The sequence below is a fragment of the Microbacterium sp. SCN 71-21 genome (assembly GCF_001725695.1).
GTDB lineage: Bacteria > Actinomycetota > Actinomycetes > Actinomycetales > Microbacteriaceae > Microbacterium > Microbacterium ginsengisoli.
On record NZ_MEGA01000001.1, the window covers coordinates 23,961 to 39,806 of the forward strand.

Sequence of the window (15,846 nt, forward strand, 5' to 3'; positions counted from 1 at the left end):
CCATGCCCTCCACCGGTTTCTCGCTCGACTCCGCCTCGGTCCTGCTCGTGTGGACGGCGATCGCCATCTACGCGCTCGCGTTCATCGCCTACACGATCGACCTCTCCCGACGCTCGGTGGCCGCCATCGACGCGAAGGATGCCGCCACCGAGGATGTGCGCGAGCTCGTCGGCGTAGGGGCGGCGACGGCCTCGTCGTCGGCCTCTTCCCGCGGCTCGGTCGAGACCATCGATCAGGTGCGTGCGCGACAGGAGCGCGCCGCCGAGGCACTGACGGCCCGCGGATCGCGTCGCGACCGCCCCGTGTGGGCGCGCATCGGCACGACGCTGACCTGGCTCGGCTTCCTCTTCCACCTCGCGGCCGACGTCACGCGCGGAATCGCCTCGGGCCGGGTGCCCTGGTCGAACATGTACGAGTTCGCCCTCACCGGAACCCTGCTGATCGTCGCGGTGTACCTCGCGGTGCTGTTCCGTTACGACCTTCGCTTCCTCGGCTCCTTCATCACGGGCCTCATCGTGCTGCTCATGGGTGGCTCTGCAGTCGCGTTCTACCGCGAGATCACGCCCCTCGCCGATCCGCTGAAGAGCGTGTGGCTCGTGGTGCACGTGTTCGTCGCCTCTCTCGCGACGGCGCTGTTCGCCCTCGCGTTCGCGCTCTCGGTGCTGCAGCTCATGCAGATCCGCCGCGAGCGCCGCGCGCTCGCCGCCGCCGAGGCGGGCACCGCCGGTGCGAAGACCGGTCCCGGATTCCTGCGGCTGCTGCCGTCGGCCGAGAACCTCGAGTCCCTCGCCTACCGATTCGCGATCATCGGCTTCATCTTCTGGACGTTCACCCTCATCGCAGGCTCCATCTGGGCGAACGACGCCTGGGGACGCTACTGGGGCTTCGACACGAAGGAAGTCTGGACCTTCGTCATCTGGGTCCTGTACGCGGGTTACATCCACGCGCGTGCGACGCGCGGTTGGCGCGGCACGCGGTCGGCGTGGCTGTCGATCGTCGGCTTCGCCGCGGTGATGTTCAACTTCACGATCGTCAACATGTTCTTCAAGGGTCTGCACGCCTACAGCGGGCTCACCACCGGCGGCAGCTGAGCCGACCGGCATATGACGAGGGGGTGGATGCCGCGGCATCCACCCCCTCGTCATGTCGCGCGGACGCGGGTCAGGCCGTCGTGCCGGCGACCACCGCCCGCACCGAGGACGTGCGGTGGCGCCACACCGCGAAGGTGGTGGCGAGCAGACCCAGCACCGTCCATACGACCATGCCGACGACGGCGGATCCGACGCCACCGGCACTCGCGAGCACCCCGAGGGCGGCGTTGTAGGCCGGCGCGGTCGGCATGAGACCGGCGAGCCAGGTCAGCCCCGACGGCGTCGTCGAGACGACCGACGTGGCGATGGCGAGTGTTCCGGCGATCGCGGCGATGAGGCGGCCGGTGCCGCGGAAGAGCGCGACGAGCGCCTGGTTGACCGCGGCGAACGCGATGCCGGCGACGACGCTCAGCCCGGCGTACGCGAGCCACGATCCGGTGTCGTAGTTCGCCGCGATCTGCACGACGATGGCGACGAGCACGCCCTGCAGGGCACCGATGACGGCGGCGGGGGCGAAGGAGCGCAGCGCCAGCACGACCGAGGGCAGACGGCTCGCGAGCGCACGACGCGAGACCGCCTGCAGCACCACGAAGGTCGCCAGCGATCCGAACCAGAGCACGAGGGTCGACAGCAGCGGGATGGCGGAGCCGCCGAACAGGTTCGTGGAGACCCCGCTGGCGGTCACCGGGTTCGCGACGACGTCGGCGAGGGTCGCCGCCTGTGTGTCGCTGTAGGTGGGGATCGATGAGACGGCCGTCTTCAGGCCGTCGGAGAGCGACGAGGCGCCGGTGGCGAGCTGGTCCACGCCGGCGACGAGCTGGGTCGCCCCGGACGACGCCTGGGTGGCGCCCGACGCGAGCGCGGCCGAGCCGGCGGCGATGCCGGATGCTCCGGACTGCAGCTGGTGCGCCGCGGCGGCCGACTGCGTGAGACCGGCCGAGGTCTGCGACGTCAGCTGGGACACGCCGGTCTGGGTGCCGGACGCGTAGCCCGCCGCGTAGCCGGCGGCCGTCGCCGCCCCGATCGCCGTGTCGTTCGCGGGGTCGGTCGGGGAGCCGACGAGTGTGCCGAGCTTCTCGCACAGCGTCGCGATGGCGGCCGTGTTCGTGTTCGGCAGCGCGTGCGGCGGCAGTAGCTGCGCGCACTCCTGGGCGAGGGCGCCGAGCGTCGTCGCGACCGCTGTCGTCTGGCTGGCCGCGCTGGCCGCGTACTGGGACGTGGTGGCGGCGGCCGAGTTCAACGACGGGCTCGCGACTTGCGCGGCAGCGGTCTCCAGTCCGCTCGCGAGCTGGCCGGCGCCCGATGACAGCTGGTTCGCGCCGGAGGTTAGCTGGTTCGCCCCGGAGGCGAGTTGGCCGATGCCGGAGGGGAGGGCGGCCGCACCGCTCGCGGCGGTGGCGGCGCCCGTGGCGAGCTGCTCGGCACCGCTCGAGGCCTGTCCGAGCTGCGTGTTGAGCGTCGTGAAGCCGAGCAGCACGTTCTTGACGTAGTTCTGCGACAGCTGCTGTCCCATGACGGATGTCGCGGTCTGCGCGATCTGCGCGGTGATCGCCGAGTCGACGACCTTCGCGTCGTTGGCCGTCGCGATCGAGATCGTCGCCTTCTCAGGTGTGCCGCCCGGGGCGGTGGAGGTGGCGGCGGCGGAGAAGTTGTCGGGGATGGTGATGACCGCGGCGTACGTGCCGTCGGCGAGACCGGAGGCCGCGTCATCCGTGTTGGAGATCACCCAGTCGAGGTTCGAGGGCAGGTCCTTCGAACCCTCGACGAGGCCGGCGGTCAACTGACGTCCGAGCGGCACCGTCTGGCCGTTGAGGGTGACCGGCTTGTCGTTGTTGACGATGGCCGCGGTCATGTTGCCGAGCCGGTCGGTCGGGTTGTACAGCGACACGACCAGCACGGCGCCGACGAGCACGGGCAGCAGGATCACGCCGATGACGGCGAGCCAGGTCACCGGGCGCAGGGTGCGGGAGCGTTCGAGCAGAGTCATGCGGTCACCTCGGCGACGTCGGACGCGGAGAGCGTCGTGCGGATGCGCAGTGCGGGCGCGATGGAGATGCGAGCGCCCCGCAGCAGGGCGCCGAGATCGTCGACGGAGGTCGGTGGCGCCGACGCGACGAGCGTCACGCGGCCGTCGCCGGCGCCCTCGCGCAGCAGGGCGAGCGCCTGGTCGCGGTCGGCGGGGGTGAGGCGTTCGAGCCGGTCGATGCCGTCGATCACGACGATGCTGGCGCGGCGCAGGCCACGGCGCAGGTCGGTGAGCGGCGCCTCGCTGGTGCCGAGCGAGACGAACGCGCTGTGTCGACGGGCCCAGGCGTTGCGTCCGGGGAGAAGGTGGCCCGCCACACGCAGGCGCCCGCCGGTCGACTCGAGGCGTCCGGCGATCGTGAGCAGCAGGGCGCGGGTCGCCCGCGGGTCCTCCGCGGTGACGAGCAGGCCGTCGCCGGTCGCGAGCCTCACGTCGACGCCGGTGTAGACGCGACGCCGTTCGTCGTCGAGCTCGAGCGCGTCGGCGGCCACGGCATAGCGGTCGGCGTCGTCGGGCCAGTCGGCCAGCGCGATCTCGCGCTCGACGGCCTCGCCCTCGATGTCGAAGTGGGGCAGGCGCTTGCCGAGCCAGCGCGGCATCCACCAGGCGTGCGCGCCGAGCAGGGCCATCACGGCCGGCACGAGCGTCATGCGCACCAGGAACGCGTCGAACAGGATGCCGCTGGCGAGCCCCAGTGCGATGGGCTTGAGGCTCGAGTCCCCCTCGGGGATGAACGCGGCGAACACGGCGAACATGATGGTCGCCGCCGCCGTGACGACGCGGGCGGAGCCGGTGTAGCCGCTGCGCACGGCGTCGATCGCGACCTCGCGGCGGGTGCGGCCGTCGGCCTTCGCGTGCACGAAGTCCTCGCGCATGCGCGAGACGAGGAAGACCTGGTAGTCCATCGCCAGGCCGAACAGCACGCCCATGAGCACGATCGGCATGAAGCTGATGATGGGGCCGACCTTCGCGACGTGGATGAGGTCGGCGCCCCAGCCCCACACGAACACGGCCGACACGACGCCGAACGCGGCGCCCACCGACAGCAGGTAGCCCAGCGCAGCCTTGATCGGCACCCAGATCGAGCGGAACACGACCATGAGCAGCACGAGCGAGAGCCCGACGACGAAGATGCCGAACGGCAGCAGCGCGCCGCCGAGGCGATCGGAGATGTCGATGCCGACCGCGGTGAAGCCGGTGACCTTCATGTCGACGCCGTAGGTGTCGAGGATGTGGTCGTGCTGCGCGCGCAGCTCCCGCACGAGTGCGGCCGTCTCGGGTGAGTCGGGCGCCGTCGTGGGGATGATCTGCACGATGCCCGTGTCGGCGGTCTCGTTCGGGGTCGCGAGGGCGACGGTCTTGACCCCCGGCAGGGTGGCGACGTCGTCGCCGATCTTCTTCATGAGGTTCAGCGGATCGGTCGAGGTGACGATCGTGCCGGTCATGATGAGCGGGCCGTTGAAGCCGGGTCCGAAGTGCTCGGAGATCAGGTCGTAGGTCTTGCGCGCCTCGTTGTCCTTCGGCAGTACGCCCGCGTTCGGAAGGGCCAGTTGCAGGCTCGCCGCCGGGATGGCCAGCACGCCGAGCGTCACGATGACCGCGATGGTCGTGACGAGCGGATGCCTCGTCACCACGCCCGCCCAGCGGGTGGAGAACGACCGGCGGGGTGCAGCATCCGATTTCTTCGCGGCGGCCTTCGGACGGCGCGACCAGCCGACGACCCGGCCCTTCGCGAAGCCGAGGAAGGCGGGGGTGAGGGTGATCGCGACGATCACCGCGATCGCGACGGCGAGCGCGGCCGCGATGCCCATCGTCGTCAGGAACGGGATGTTCGCGAAGCCGAGGCCGATGAGCGCGATGAGCACGGTGATGCCGGCGAAGACGACGGCGGAGCCGGCGGTGCCGGTCGCGCGGGCGGCGGACTCTTCCGGAGGGACGCCGGCGCGCACCTGGTCCTGATGTCGCGCGGCGATGAACAGCGCGTAGTCGATGCCGACGGCGAGCCCGAGCATCAGCGCGAGCAGAGGGGTCGTGGAGGACACCGAGGCGAACGCCGTCGCCCCGAGGATGAGCGACATGGAGATCGCGACGCCGATGAGGGCGCTCCCGAGGGGCATGCCGGCCATGAGGAACGACCGGAAGGTGACGAGCAGCACCAGCAGGGCGATCACGAGCCCGACCGCTTCGGTGATGCTGATGCCCGGCACCGAGACGGCGAACAGGTCGCCGCCGAGCTGGGCGGTGGCGCCCTGGGGGAGGGCGTGCTGCAGCGAGGTCGTGATCGACTGCAGGTCGGTCTTCGTGCTCGCCGGAACGTCGGTGACCTGGCCGTTGAACTGCATGCTGATGATGGCGGCGCTCTTGTCGTCGGAGACGAGGCCGTTGACGGTCTTCCCGAACGGATCGGTCGCTCCCAGCACGCCGTCGAGCGCTCCGATCTCGGTGACGGTGTTCGCGATCTCGCTCGTGTAGGCGCTCTCGTCGACCGTCTGCCCGGGGGCGGCGACCACGATGATCTGCGCGCTCGTGCCGGCCGCCTGCGGGAAGGTGCGGCTGAGCTGCTCGAGGCCGGCCTGGGACTCCGTGCCGGGGATCGAGAACGCGTTGTCGGTGCCCTTGCCGAACACCGCGGCGGCGCCGCCGGCGATGACCAGCAGCAGCACCCAGGTCAGCAGCACCCGCCACGGGTGGCGGAACGACCAACGGCCGAGCGAGTAGAGCAGTGTGGACACGACGCCTCCGCGAAATCGAGGTTCGGGGTTCGATACATGACTGTATCCGATACAGGTGTGTATCGTAGAGTCCGCCATCCCCCGCAACCTGAACGGCGGATGAGCGCACGGAGAGGTGGTGCGTCGCTGATGCCGACGACGCGCAGTCGCGAGAACACCCGAGCCCGCCTGGTCGAGGCGGCCTCCGAGGTGTTCGCAGAAGTCGGCTTCGACGGGGCATCCGTCGAGGCGATCTGCGAGCGCGCGGGTTTCACCCGCGGAGCCTTCTACTCCAACTTCGAGTCGAAGGAGGATCTCTTCTTCGAACTCGCCCGGCAGGTCTCCGACACCAAGCTCGCCCGCGTCGCGGACCGCGTGTCCGAGATGGCCGCCGCCGAGGTGCCCCGCAGCACCGCGGAGATCGTGCGCTTCGTGCTCGACATCGCCACCGACGACCGTCTCGGCGTGCTGCTCATGAGTGAGATCCGCACGAACGCGATGCGCGACGAGCGCCTGGCCCGTGCCTATCTCGCCTGGGACGGCGCGATGGCCGCCCGGGTCGCGCAGATCATCGCCGAGATCCGGCGCACGTCGCGTCTCGCGCTACGCGTCCCCGACGACGAGGCCGCCCGGATGCTCGTGAACACGTGGGAGGATGCCGCGGTGCACGCGGCGATCGCGCGCCTGTCGCCGAAGCGGGCCGAGCAGCAGTGCGCCGAGCGCATCGCGGCTCTGGCGTCGTTGCTGGTCGAGTCGCCCGCAGGCTGAGCCGCCGCCGTGTCGAGCCGTCGGATCCCTGTGGATCCGCGCCGGTGCGACCCCGTCGTGCGCCGGTCGCGATAGCCTCGCGAGGTGACCTCGCCGACGCCGACCGCCGCCGCAGCCCCCGCATCCCGCATCCCGCTCGCCCTCCCGATCCTGTTGATCGTCGGGGGCCTGGCGGGTCTCATCGCGGCGTTCAACCTGACGCTCGACGATCTGGCGCTGCTGAAGAACCCCGACGCGGCGCTCTCGTGCTCGGTCAACGCGTTCATCCAGTGCGGCAAGAACATCCAGTCGCCGCAGGGCAACGTGTTCGGGTTCCCGAACCCGATCCTCGGTCTCATGATGTTCCCCGCACCGATCGCGGTCGGGGTGGGGCTTCTGGCCCGGGCGCGCTTCGCCGCCTGGTTCTGGTGGCTGTTCCTGGCCGGCATGACCTTCGCGATGGGCTTCGTGCTCTGGCTCGCGTCCGAGAGCATCTTCTCGCTGCACACGCTGTGCCCGTGGTGCGCCCTGGTCTACCTCGCGGTGACTCCCATGTGGTTCGCCACCGTGCTGCATGTGTTCCGCGAGGGCTATGCGGGCACGGCGCTCGCGAAGGTCGGCCGCGTGCTGACCCCGTGGATCCCGCTTCTCACGATCCTCGTGTACCTCGCCATCTTCGGCACCGCCCAGCTGCAGCTCGGTCTGCTGCAGTCGCTGCTCTGAGCCGCGCCTCGCTCAGCCGGCGATCAGCGCGTGGCAGCGGGCGAGGCGTGACATCCACCAGTCGCGTCGGTCGTCGGATGCCTCGTGCCGCGCCAGCAGCGCCGCGTCGGGCTGCGCGCGGCGCACGGCGATGACACCGCCTTCGGGGCGCAGCGGCTGCGCTGTGACGTCGGCGAGGAACAGCGACGAGGTGCCGAGCCCGCAGTCGTAGTCGAGCTCGGGGAGCGCGGCAGCGAGGGCGAGTCCCATGCCGAGCCCGACCGAGGTGTCGAGCGCGCTCGAGACCACCGCCGGCAGCCCCGCCGCGGCCACGACCTCCAGTGCCCGGGAGAGACCGCCGAGCGGCGCCGCCTTGACGACGAGGATGTCGGCCGCCCCCGCGCGGGCCACGGCGAGGGGATCCTCGGCCTTGCGCACGCTCTCGTCGGCGGCGATCGGCACGTCGAGGTCGTGCATGCGGGCGCGGATGTCGGCGAGCTCGTCGACCCGCGCGCACGGCTGCTCGACGTATTCGAGGTCGTACGGCTCCAGCGCGCGGATGGCGTGCTCGGCCTCGTCGACGTTCCATCCGCCGTTCGCGTCGAGGCGCACGCGTCCCTCCGGGCCGAGCGCCCGTCGCACCGCCGCGACGCGGGCGACGTCGTCGGCGAGAGACTTCCCGCGCTCGGCGACCTTCACCTTCGCGGTGCGGCAGCCGTCGAAGCGGGCCAGCACGACGGGCACCTCGTCCGCCGCGACCGCCGGCACGGTCGCGTTCACCGGGATCTCGTCGCGGCGGGCGGCGGGCTGCGGCATCCAGGCGAAATCGATCGCCGCACGCAGCCAGACGGATGCCTCGTCGTCGTCGTACTCGGCGAAGGGGGCGAACTCCGACCAGCCCTGCGGCCCCTCGAACAGCAGCGCCTCGCGCACGGTCACGCCCCGGAAGCGGGTCGCCATCGGCAGTGCGACGACCCGCGCGGTGGCGGCGATGTCGGCGAGCGACGGGGTGTCTGGCATCGGGCGTTCCGTTTCCTTAGCGTCATCCATGAGCGGGTGTGCGATCATGCCCGCGTGGATCTGACCTATTTGCAGGCCGTCGTCATCGGACTCCTCCAGGGAGTGACCGAACTCTTCCCGATCTCCAGCCTCGGGCATTCCATTCTCGTCCCCGCGTGGATCGGCGGCGAGTGGCAGTCCCTCGTCACCCAGGGCGACTCGTCGGGGCACACCCCGTTCCTCGCGTTCGTCGTGGCGTTGCACGTTGCGACGGCGCTCGCGCTCATCGTCTTCTACTGGCGGGACTGGGTCGCGGTGATCCGCGGGTTCTTCTGGTCGCTGCGCCACCGCAGTCTCGGCCGCAGCGAGGCGCGTCTGGCGTGGCTGCTCATCATCGGAACGATCCCGGTGGGCGTCATCGGCCTGCTGCTCGAGAAGCCGCTGCGTGTGCTCTTCTCGACCCCGCTCGTGGCCGCCGTCTTCCTGACCCTGAACGGCCTCGTGCTGCTGACGGCCGAGCTGCTGCGTCGCCGTCAGACGATCCTCGCCGGGCGGGCCGCCCGTGCCGCCGGGTCGCGTGCGGAGGCCCGCGGCGTCGCCGCCCGCCGCATCGACGACCTGTCCCTCGGCGAGGGAGCCCTGATCGGCACCACCCAGGCGCTCGCCCTGCTGCCCGGCATCTCCCGCTCGGGTGTGACGATCTCGGCCGGACTCCTGCGCCGCCTCGACCACGAGAGCGCCGCACGGTTCGCGTTCATGCTCGCCACGCCCGTCATCCTCGCCGCCGGGGTTCTGAAGGTCCCCGACCTGCTGCAGCCCGACGCCCGCGGCATCATGGGCCAGGTCATAGTCGGCTCGATCTGCGCATTCGTCGCGGCCTTCGCCGCGGTGGCGTTCCTGTCGCGCTACTTCCACACGCGCACGCTGTACCCGTTCGTGATCTACTGCGTCGTGGTCGGGGTCGCCAGCATCATCCGCTTCGGCTTCTTCGGCTGAGCGCCGCCCGCCGCCGCCCAGGCCGGCCGCGAGGGCGGCGGCGTCGGGCGGGGCAGGAATAGGCTGGATGCCATGCTCCTCGACACCCCGGTCCGTCTCGGCATCCAGATCCGTCCCCAGCACGTCTCTTACGAAGACATCCGTCGTGCGGTCCTCACCCTCGAAGACCTCGGCGTCGACATCCTCTTCAACTGGGACCACTTCTACCCGCTCTCGGGCGACCCCGAGGGCCGCCACTTCGAGTCGTGGACGATGCTCGCGGCGTGGGCCGAGCAGACGGAGAAGGTCGAATTCGGCGCCCTCGTGAACTGCAACAGCTACCGCAACGCCGACCTGCAGGCCGACATGGCCCGCACGGTCGACCACATCTCGGCCAAGGGCGGCGAGGGGCGCTTCATCTTCGGCACGGGCTCGGGCTGGTTCGAGCGCGACTACGACGAGTACGGCTACGAGTTCGGCACCCCCGGCACCCGCCTCACCGCGCTCGCCGAGGCTCTGCCGCGCATCGAGGCGCGCTGGGAGAAGCTGGTGCCGGTGCCGACCCGAAAGATCCCGGTGCTCATCGGCGGCAAGGGCGAGCAGAAGACACTGCGCATCGTCGCCCGTCACGCCGACATCTGGCACAGCTTCGTCACCCCCGAGGAGCTCGCGCACAAGATCTCGGTCATCGACGAGTGGGCGGCGAAGGACGGCACGGACGTGTCGAACCTGGTCGTCTCGAACGAGCTGCAGCGCCGCACGACCGACGACGCCGACGCGCTCTATGACGCCGGCGTGCGCCTGTTCACGCTCGGCTTCGACGGACCCGACTGGGACTTCGACGTCGTGCGCCGCTGGCTGCAGTGGCGCGACGGCAAGAACTGAGCCGCGCATGATCTCGCCGCTGTTCGATGAGTCCGAGTGGGCGGATGCCCCGGGGGCGGCGTCGTACACCGACATCACCGCCCACGTCAGCCGTGACGGGCGCATCGCCCGCATCGCGTTCGACCGACCCGAGGTGCGCAACGCGTTCCGTCCGCACACGGTCGACGAGCTCTACCGGGCGCTGGACATCGCGCGTCAGGACCCGCGCATCGGCGTGGTGCTGCTGACCGGCAACGGGCCGAGCCCGAAGGACGGCGGGTGGGCGTTCTGCTCGGGCGGCGACCAGCGCATCCGCGGTCGCGACGGCTACAAATACAGCGAGGACGAGGCCGCAGTGCACGACCCGGCCCGCGCCGGGCGGCTGCACATCCTCGAGGTGCAGCGGCTCATCCGCTTCATGCCGAAGCCCGTGATCGCGGTCGTCCCCGGATGGGCGGCCGGTGGCGGGCACTCGCTCTACGTCGTGTGCGATCTGGCGATCGCCTCGCGTGAGCACGCCCGGTTCAAGCAGACCGACGCCGACGTGGGCTCGTTCGACGCGGGGTACGGCTCGGCGTACTTCGCGCGCCAGGTGGGTCAGAAGGTGGCGCGGGAGATCTTCTTCCTGGCGGAGGAATACTCCGCAGAGCGGGCGTACGAGATCGGGGCGATCAACCGTGTCGTCGCGCACGAGGACCTCGAGCGCGAGGCGGTGGCGATGGCACGCACGATCCTCGGCAAGTCGCCCACGGCGATCCGCATGCTGAAGTACGCGTTCAACGCGGTCGACGACGGGCTCGTCGGCCAGCAGCTGTTCGCGGGCGAGGCGACGCGTCTCGCCTACGGCACCGATGAGGCCGTCGAGGGCCGCGACGCATTCCTCGAGAAGCGCGACCCCGACTGGTCGCCGTATCCCTGGCACTTCTGAGATGACGGATGTCGCGGCCCTGACCCGTGCGCTGCGCGCCGCGCTCGACGGGTCGGGGTCCGCGCTGCGTCTCGGCGGCGAGCCGGTGGCTGCGGCGCCGGCCGCGCGGCCGCAGGAGAACGCGCGAGAACAGGACGTTGCCCGCGAAGGCTCCCTGTCCTCGCGCGACGACCTGTTGCCGGGCGCGGCGGCGGTCATCACGACGTCGGGGTCGACGGGGCATCCGAAGTCGGTCGTGCTGTCGGCCGATGCCCTGCTCGCGTCGGCGCGCGCAACCGTGGGGCTGCTCGGCGCCGGGCGCTGGCTGCTCGCGCTGACCCCCACCTACGTCGCCGGCCTGCAGGTGCTCGTGCGCTCGGTCGTCAGCGGCACCGAGCCGGTCGTGCTGCCATCGATTGCGCACGGCGGACGGTTCGCGGCATCCGATGTCATCGAGGCCACCGACGCCCTCGGCCCGGGGCCCCGCTACACGGCCCTGGTGCCGACCCAGTTGAGCGACCTGCTCGACGCGGATGCCGCCGCCGCCCGAGCGCTCGCGAGCTTCGACGCCGTGCTGATCGGCGGTCAAGCGCTCGCCCCCGCGCTCGCCGAACGGGCCGCGGCGGCGGGGGTGCGCATCGTGCGCACCTACGGGTCGAGCGAGACCGCCGGCGGATGCGTCTACGACGGAGCGCCGCTCGACGGCGTGCGGCTGCGCGTCGAAGCGGGCGAGGTGCAGGTGGCGGGGCCGACGCTCGCCGACGGCTACCTGGGTGATCCGGCACTCACCGCGGCGGTGTTCCCGGTCGACGCCGACGGGGTGCGCTGGTATCGCACGGGCGACGCCGGCAGCGTCGACGACGGGATGCTGCGCATCACCGGCCGTATCGACAACGTGATCGTCTCGGGCGGGGTGAACGTCTCGCTCGACCGGGTGGAGCGGGCGGTGCGCACGGTGCCCGCGCTCGTCGCCGCGATCGTCGTCGGCGTGCCGGACGCGCGGTGGGGCGAGGCATCCGCCATCGTCGTCGCGGGGGACGTCGACGAGGCCGCCGCGCTCGCCGCGGCCCGCGCGCGCGTCGAGGCCGAGGTGGGCGGCGCAGCCCGCCCCGCGCACCTGCTGACCGTCGCCGAGATGCCGTTGCTCGTCTCGGGGAAGCCCGACCGGCGTGCGCTCGCCGCGCACGCACGCGCCGCCCTCTCGGCGGGCACATGAGCGCGCGCCCCTAGGATTGCTCCCCGTGGCAGGCAACACCAAGAAGCGGCGCTCGGCGCCCGCGCGCAAGACGCACCCCCGAGGCAATCCGCAGCGCTCCGGCTCGCCCGTGACCGCGCCGCGTCGCGCGGGTGTGCGCGACTGGATCGCCGCCGCGCGTCTGCGCACCCTGCCGCTCGCGATCGCCCCCGTGCTCATCGGCACCGGCGCCGCGCACGTGATCGACCCGAACCTTCACTGGGTGCTGGCACTCGGATGCCTCGCGGTCGCGGTCTTCCTGCAGATCGGCGTGAACTACGCGAACGACTACAGCGACGGCATCCGCGGCACCGACGACTACCGGGTGGGCCCGGGCCGGCTCACCGGCTCCCGCAAGGCCGCCCCGAAGGCGGTCCTCGCTGTCGCCCTGGCGTTCTTCGCGCTCGCGGGCATCGTCGGAGTCGTGCTCACGGTGCGCACCCAGCACTGGTGGCTGCTGATCGTCGGCGCGGTGTGCGTCGCGGCGGCGTGGTTCTACACCGGCGGCAAGCGTCCCTACGGCTACAACGCCCTCGGCGAGGTGTTCGTCTTCGTCTTCTTCGGGCTGGTCGCCACGGCCGGAACGACCTTCATCCAGGTCGGCGTCGTGCCGCAGGAAGCCTGGTTCGGCGGGGTCGCAGCGGGTCTGCTCGCCTGTGCCGTGCTGCTCGCGAACAACCTGCGCGACATCCCCCAGGATCGTGAGGCCGGCAAGCGCACCCTGAGCGTGCTGATCGGCGCGCGCGGCACACAGGCGCTGTACACGGTGTTCGTCGTCGTGGCGCTGCTGATCGCCTGCTTCCTCGGGTTCTTCTACCCGATCGCGTGGCTCGCGCTGATGTCGCTGCTGCTGCTCGGTCCGGCGCTGCTCATCGTGTGGATGTACGGCAAGCCGCAGGAGCTCGTGATCGCCCTCAGTCTCACGTCCCTCGGAGCCCTCGCCTACAGCGCACTGCTGTTCTGGGCGTTCTCGGCCTGAACCGCGGCATCCGCTCCGGCCGGTGAGTGACGCTCAGCGCGCGTCGTCGTCGCCGAAGTAGGCGTCTGCCGCCTCGTCCTCGTCGAACTCGTTGCGGCGCACGCGGTCGCCGCTGCGCGCGGCGCGCCGACGCTCGCGGTTGTCGGCGAGGGTCGTGGTGACCTCGTCGAGGGGGCGTCGCAGGAAGATCACCGAGATGCTCAGTCCGATCAGTGCGGCGAAGATCGCGGCGAGCCAGACGAACTGCTGGAAGATCGGGAGCAGCATCATGAGGCCGAACGGCACGGCGAATGCGAGCAGACGCAGCACCGAGTAGAGCACGGCCGAGCGCACGGGATGGGCGGACATCCCTCCATCGTAGGTCGGCCGGTGACGTGTCGCCTGAACGAGCGGATGCGTCATCCCGCCGTCCTCCCCAGGCCTCTCCCCGGCGGGCGCGCCTAGGATGAGGGCATGCGGCTCGTGCTGATCGTTGCAGTGCTCGCGGTCGTGTTCTGGATCTACAGCGTCATCGACGGCGCTGTGCAACCGGCCGACCGGCACCGCGGCGTGTCCAAGCCCGTGTGGATCCTCATCCTGCTGCTCCTGCCGGTCATCGGCGGGGTGCTCTGGTTCACCATCGGCCGCTCGCGGCTTCGTTCCGCCGGACGGCCCGCCCCCGACGACGACCCCGCGTTCCTCGGGTCGCTCGCGGATCTCTCCGACCAGGATGAGCGCATCCGCCGGCTGGAAGAGGAGTTGGCACGCCTCGACGCGGAGGACGCCGACCCCGACCTCCCTCCCCGTACGACCGACGACGACGAGAAGCGCAAGGGCTGACCGCGTGACCGATCGATCTCCGGCGACGGATGCCGCCGCGGCCCTGCTGGGCGCGCTCGTCGCGCAGGGGGTGCGGCATCTCGTCGTCAGCCCCGGCTCGCGCTCCCAGGCCCTCGCCCTCGCCGCCGCGGAGCTCGACCGCCGCGGACTCGCCCAGCTGCACGTGCGCATCGATGAGCGCGTCGCGGGCTTCACGGCGCTCGGCATCGGCCGCGAGTCCGGTGTGCCCGCCGCCGTCATCTGCACCTCGGGCACCGCTGTCGCGAACCTGCTGCCTGCCGCCCTCGAAGCGCACCACGCCGGTGTGCCGCTGCTGCTGCTCACCGCAGATCGCCCGCCCGAGCTGCGCGGCGTGGGCGCGAACCAGACCACCCGCCAGCCGGGACTCTTCGCGCTCGCCGCGCGCCACGAGACCGATCTTCCGGTGCCCGAGGAGACCGACCCCGACGGCACCGCCGAGCAGACCGCGATGCTGCGCGCCGTGGCCGCCCAGGCCGTCGAGGAGGCCATCGGTGCCGGCACCCGCGCCGCCGGCCCGGTGCACCTGAACCTGCCGTACCGCGAGCCGCTCGCCGGGCCCCTCCCGGCCTGGTTCGCGGCCGAGGCTGCGGCCGTTCCCGTTCCCGCCGCCCCCGCCGAGGAGGGCGAAGAGGAGTCGTTCGGCGCGCTCTACCAGGGCGGCGGCGGCATCGGCGAGGCGGATGTCGCGACCGACCCCGAGCCCCTGCCGCACCTGCTCGTGCGGGGTCCGCGCACCGTGGTGATCGCCGGATCCGACGCCGGGCCCGACGCCGAGCAGCTCGCCCACCTGGGCGGCTGGCCGCTCGTCGCCGAGATCGTCTCCGGCGCCCGGTTCGGCCGGCAGCTCGTGCACGGCTATCGCGAACTGCTCCGCGATCCCGCGCTCGGCGGAGCCGTCGAGCGGGCGGTGGTGCTGGGGCATCCGACTCTCAGCCGCGAGGTCACCGCCCTGCTCTCGCGTGCCGACGTCGAGGTTGTCGCGCTGCGCGGCCCCGGCGAGCCGCTCAACCTCAACGGTGAGAGCCTCGCCGTCGACGCGCTCGCCGTCGAACCCGGCGACACCGACCGCGAGTGGCTCGGTGCATGGCTGCGGGCGTCGCGCGAGGCATCCGTCGATCTCACCCCGCCCGCGCCCGACGCCGATGCGCTCGCGTCCGCCGAGCCTCAGCGCCGCCTCGGTGCGATCGACGCCGAGCTCGCGGTCGCGCGGGAGCGGGTCGACCGCACGCTGCTCGTCGACGCCGTCTGGCGCGCGACCTGGCCGCACGACCGACTCGTGTTCGGATCGTCGCGGCTCGTTCGGGTCGCCGACCAGGTGCTCGCCGGCAAGAAGGTGCGGGTGCACGCCAACCGTGGGCTCGCGGGTATCGACGGCACGATCGCGACCGCCCTCGGCGTCGCCGCCGCCTCGCAGGCGGACGGGCGACCGGGCGTCACCCGGGTGCTCCTCGGCGACCTCGCGCTGCTGCACGACGTCGGCGCGCTGCTGGCCGCGCCCGGCGAGCCGGAACCGCGCATCCAGGTGATCGTCGGCAACGACGGCGGCGGCACGATCTTCGACGGGCTCGAGGTGGCCCAGATCGCAGGCCCCGAGGCGATGGATCGCGTGCAGTACACGCCGCAGACCGTGCGCCTCGAACAGCTCGCCCTCGCCTACGGCTGGGAGTACCACCGCGTCACGACACGGTCCGCGCTCGATCAGGTGCTCACATCGCCGTCGGGCGGACGTCAGCTCATCGAGGTGCCTCTCGAGCGCTGAGCGCGCCGCGGC

At 71.6% G+C, this 15,846-nt stretch carries 14 protein-coding genes; 10 read left to right on the forward strand and 4 right to left on the reverse strand.

The features are described 5' to 3' along the window. The first annotated feature begins 2 nt into the window (after positions 1 to 2). Entirely contained in the window at positions 3 to 1,091 is a 1,089-nt protein-coding gene (ccsB, locus tag ABT08_RS00145; RefSeq protein WP_288113598.1) for a c-type cytochrome biogenesis protein CcsB, read from the forward strand. A 70-nt stretch (positions 1,092 to 1,161) separates the two neighbouring features. On the opposite strand, the gene ABT08_RS00150 is transcribed toward ccsB, so the two are convergent. Further along, complete coding sequence (locus tag ABT08_RS00150) at positions 1,162 to 3,078, reverse strand: YhgE/Pip domain-containing protein (RefSeq protein WP_056207734.1); 1,917 nt, start codon at positions 3,076 to 3,078, stop codon at positions 1,162 to 1,164. After that, positions 3,075 to 5,849, reverse strand: coding sequence for an MMPL family transporter (locus tag ABT08_RS00155; protein ID WP_288113600.1), 2,775 nt, complete (start codon positions 5,847 to 5,849; stop codon positions 3,075 to 3,077). The genes ABT08_RS00150 and ABT08_RS00155 overlap by 4 nt, the downstream gene beginning before the upstream one ends. Positions 5,850 to 5,948: 99 nt before the next feature. Here ABT08_RS00155 and ABT08_RS00160 point away from each other — a divergent pair, with 99 nt between their 5' ends. Next, positions 5,949 to 6,596 (forward strand): TetR family transcriptional regulator, encoded by a 648-nt coding sequence (locus tag ABT08_RS00160; protein ID WP_286747462.1) that lies wholly within the window; start codon positions 5,949 to 5,951, stop codon positions 6,594 to 6,596. Between the two features lie 84 nt (positions 6,597 to 6,680). Next, the gene (locus ABT08_RS00165; RefSeq protein ID WP_048808996.1) at positions 6,681 to 7,298 is read left to right on the forward strand and encodes a vitamin K epoxide reductase family protein; all 618 of its coding nucleotides are present in this window, start codon (positions 6,681 to 6,683) and stop codon (positions 7,296 to 7,298) included. Between the two features lie 12 nt (positions 7,299 to 7,310). Here the strand turns inward: ABT08_RS00165 and ABT08_RS00170 are convergent, their stop codons facing one another. Then, positions 7,311 to 8,297 carry an o-succinylbenzoate synthase gene (locus ABT08_RS00170; RefSeq protein WP_288113604.1) on the reverse strand — a complete coding sequence of 329 codons (987 nt, stop codon included), beginning with the start codon at positions 8,295 to 8,297 and terminating at the stop codon, positions 7,311 to 7,313. 54 nt (positions 8,298 to 8,351) lie between these two features. On the opposite strand from ABT08_RS00170, the gene ABT08_RS00175 reads away from it, so the two are divergent. The 5 genes from ABT08_RS00175 (at position 8,352) to ABT08_RS00195 (ending at position 13,235) form a co-directional block, all read left to right on the forward strand. After that, positions 8,352 to 9,272: an undecaprenyl-diphosphate phosphatase gene (locus ABT08_RS00175; RefSeq protein WP_056207726.1), complete on the forward strand. Its 921-nt coding sequence runs from the start codon at positions 8,352 to 8,354 to the stop codon at positions 9,270 to 9,272. 72 nt (positions 9,273 to 9,344) lie between these two features. Then, positions 9,345 to 10,136, forward strand: a complete 792-nt coding sequence (locus tag ABT08_RS00180; protein WP_137878161.1) for an LLM class F420-dependent oxidoreductase — start codon at positions 9,345 to 9,347, stop codon at positions 10,134 to 10,136. A 7-nt stretch (positions 10,137 to 10,143) separates the two neighbouring features. Next, a complete protein-coding gene (locus tag ABT08_RS00185; protein ID WP_056207720.1) occupies positions 10,144 to 11,043 on the forward strand; it encodes a 1,4-dihydroxy-2-naphthoyl-CoA synthase in 900 nt (299 codons plus the stop codon). Between the two features lies 1 nt (position 11,044). Then, positions 11,045 to 12,238 carry an AMP-binding protein gene (locus tag ABT08_RS00190; protein WP_288113609.1) on the forward strand — a complete coding sequence of 398 codons (1,194 nt, stop codon included), beginning with the start codon at positions 11,045 to 11,047 and terminating at the stop codon, positions 12,236 to 12,238. Positions 12,239 to 12,263: 25 nt separating this feature from the next. Further along, positions 12,264 to 13,235 (forward strand): 1,4-dihydroxy-2-naphthoate polyprenyltransferase, encoded by a 972-nt coding sequence (locus ABT08_RS00195; protein ID WP_288113611.1) that lies wholly within the window; start codon positions 12,264 to 12,266, stop codon positions 13,233 to 13,235. A 33-nt stretch (positions 13,236 to 13,268) separates the two neighbouring features. On the opposite strand, the gene ABT08_RS00200 is transcribed toward ABT08_RS00195, so the two are convergent. Next, positions 13,269 to 13,583, reverse strand: coding sequence for a DUF4229 domain-containing protein (locus ABT08_RS00200; protein ID WP_045247758.1), 315 nt, complete (start codon positions 13,581 to 13,583; stop codon positions 13,269 to 13,271). 105 nt (positions 13,584 to 13,688) lie between these two features. Between ABT08_RS00200 and ABT08_RS00205 the strand changes: the two genes are divergently transcribed. Beyond that, a complete protein-coding gene (locus tag ABT08_RS00205; protein WP_045247759.1) occupies positions 13,689 to 14,054 on the forward strand; it encodes a PLDc N-terminal domain-containing protein in 366 nt (121 codons plus the stop codon). Next, positions 13,945 to 15,834 (forward strand): 2-succinyl-5-enolpyruvyl-6-hydroxy-3-cyclohexene-1-carboxylic-acid synthase, encoded by a 1,890-nt coding sequence (gene menD / locus ABT08_RS00210; RefSeq protein ID WP_502685863.1) that lies wholly within the window; start codon positions 13,945 to 13,947, stop codon positions 15,832 to 15,834. The genes ABT08_RS00205 and menD overlap by 110 nt, the downstream gene beginning before the upstream one ends. The last annotated feature ends 12 nt before the right edge of the window (positions 15,835 to 15,846 follow it).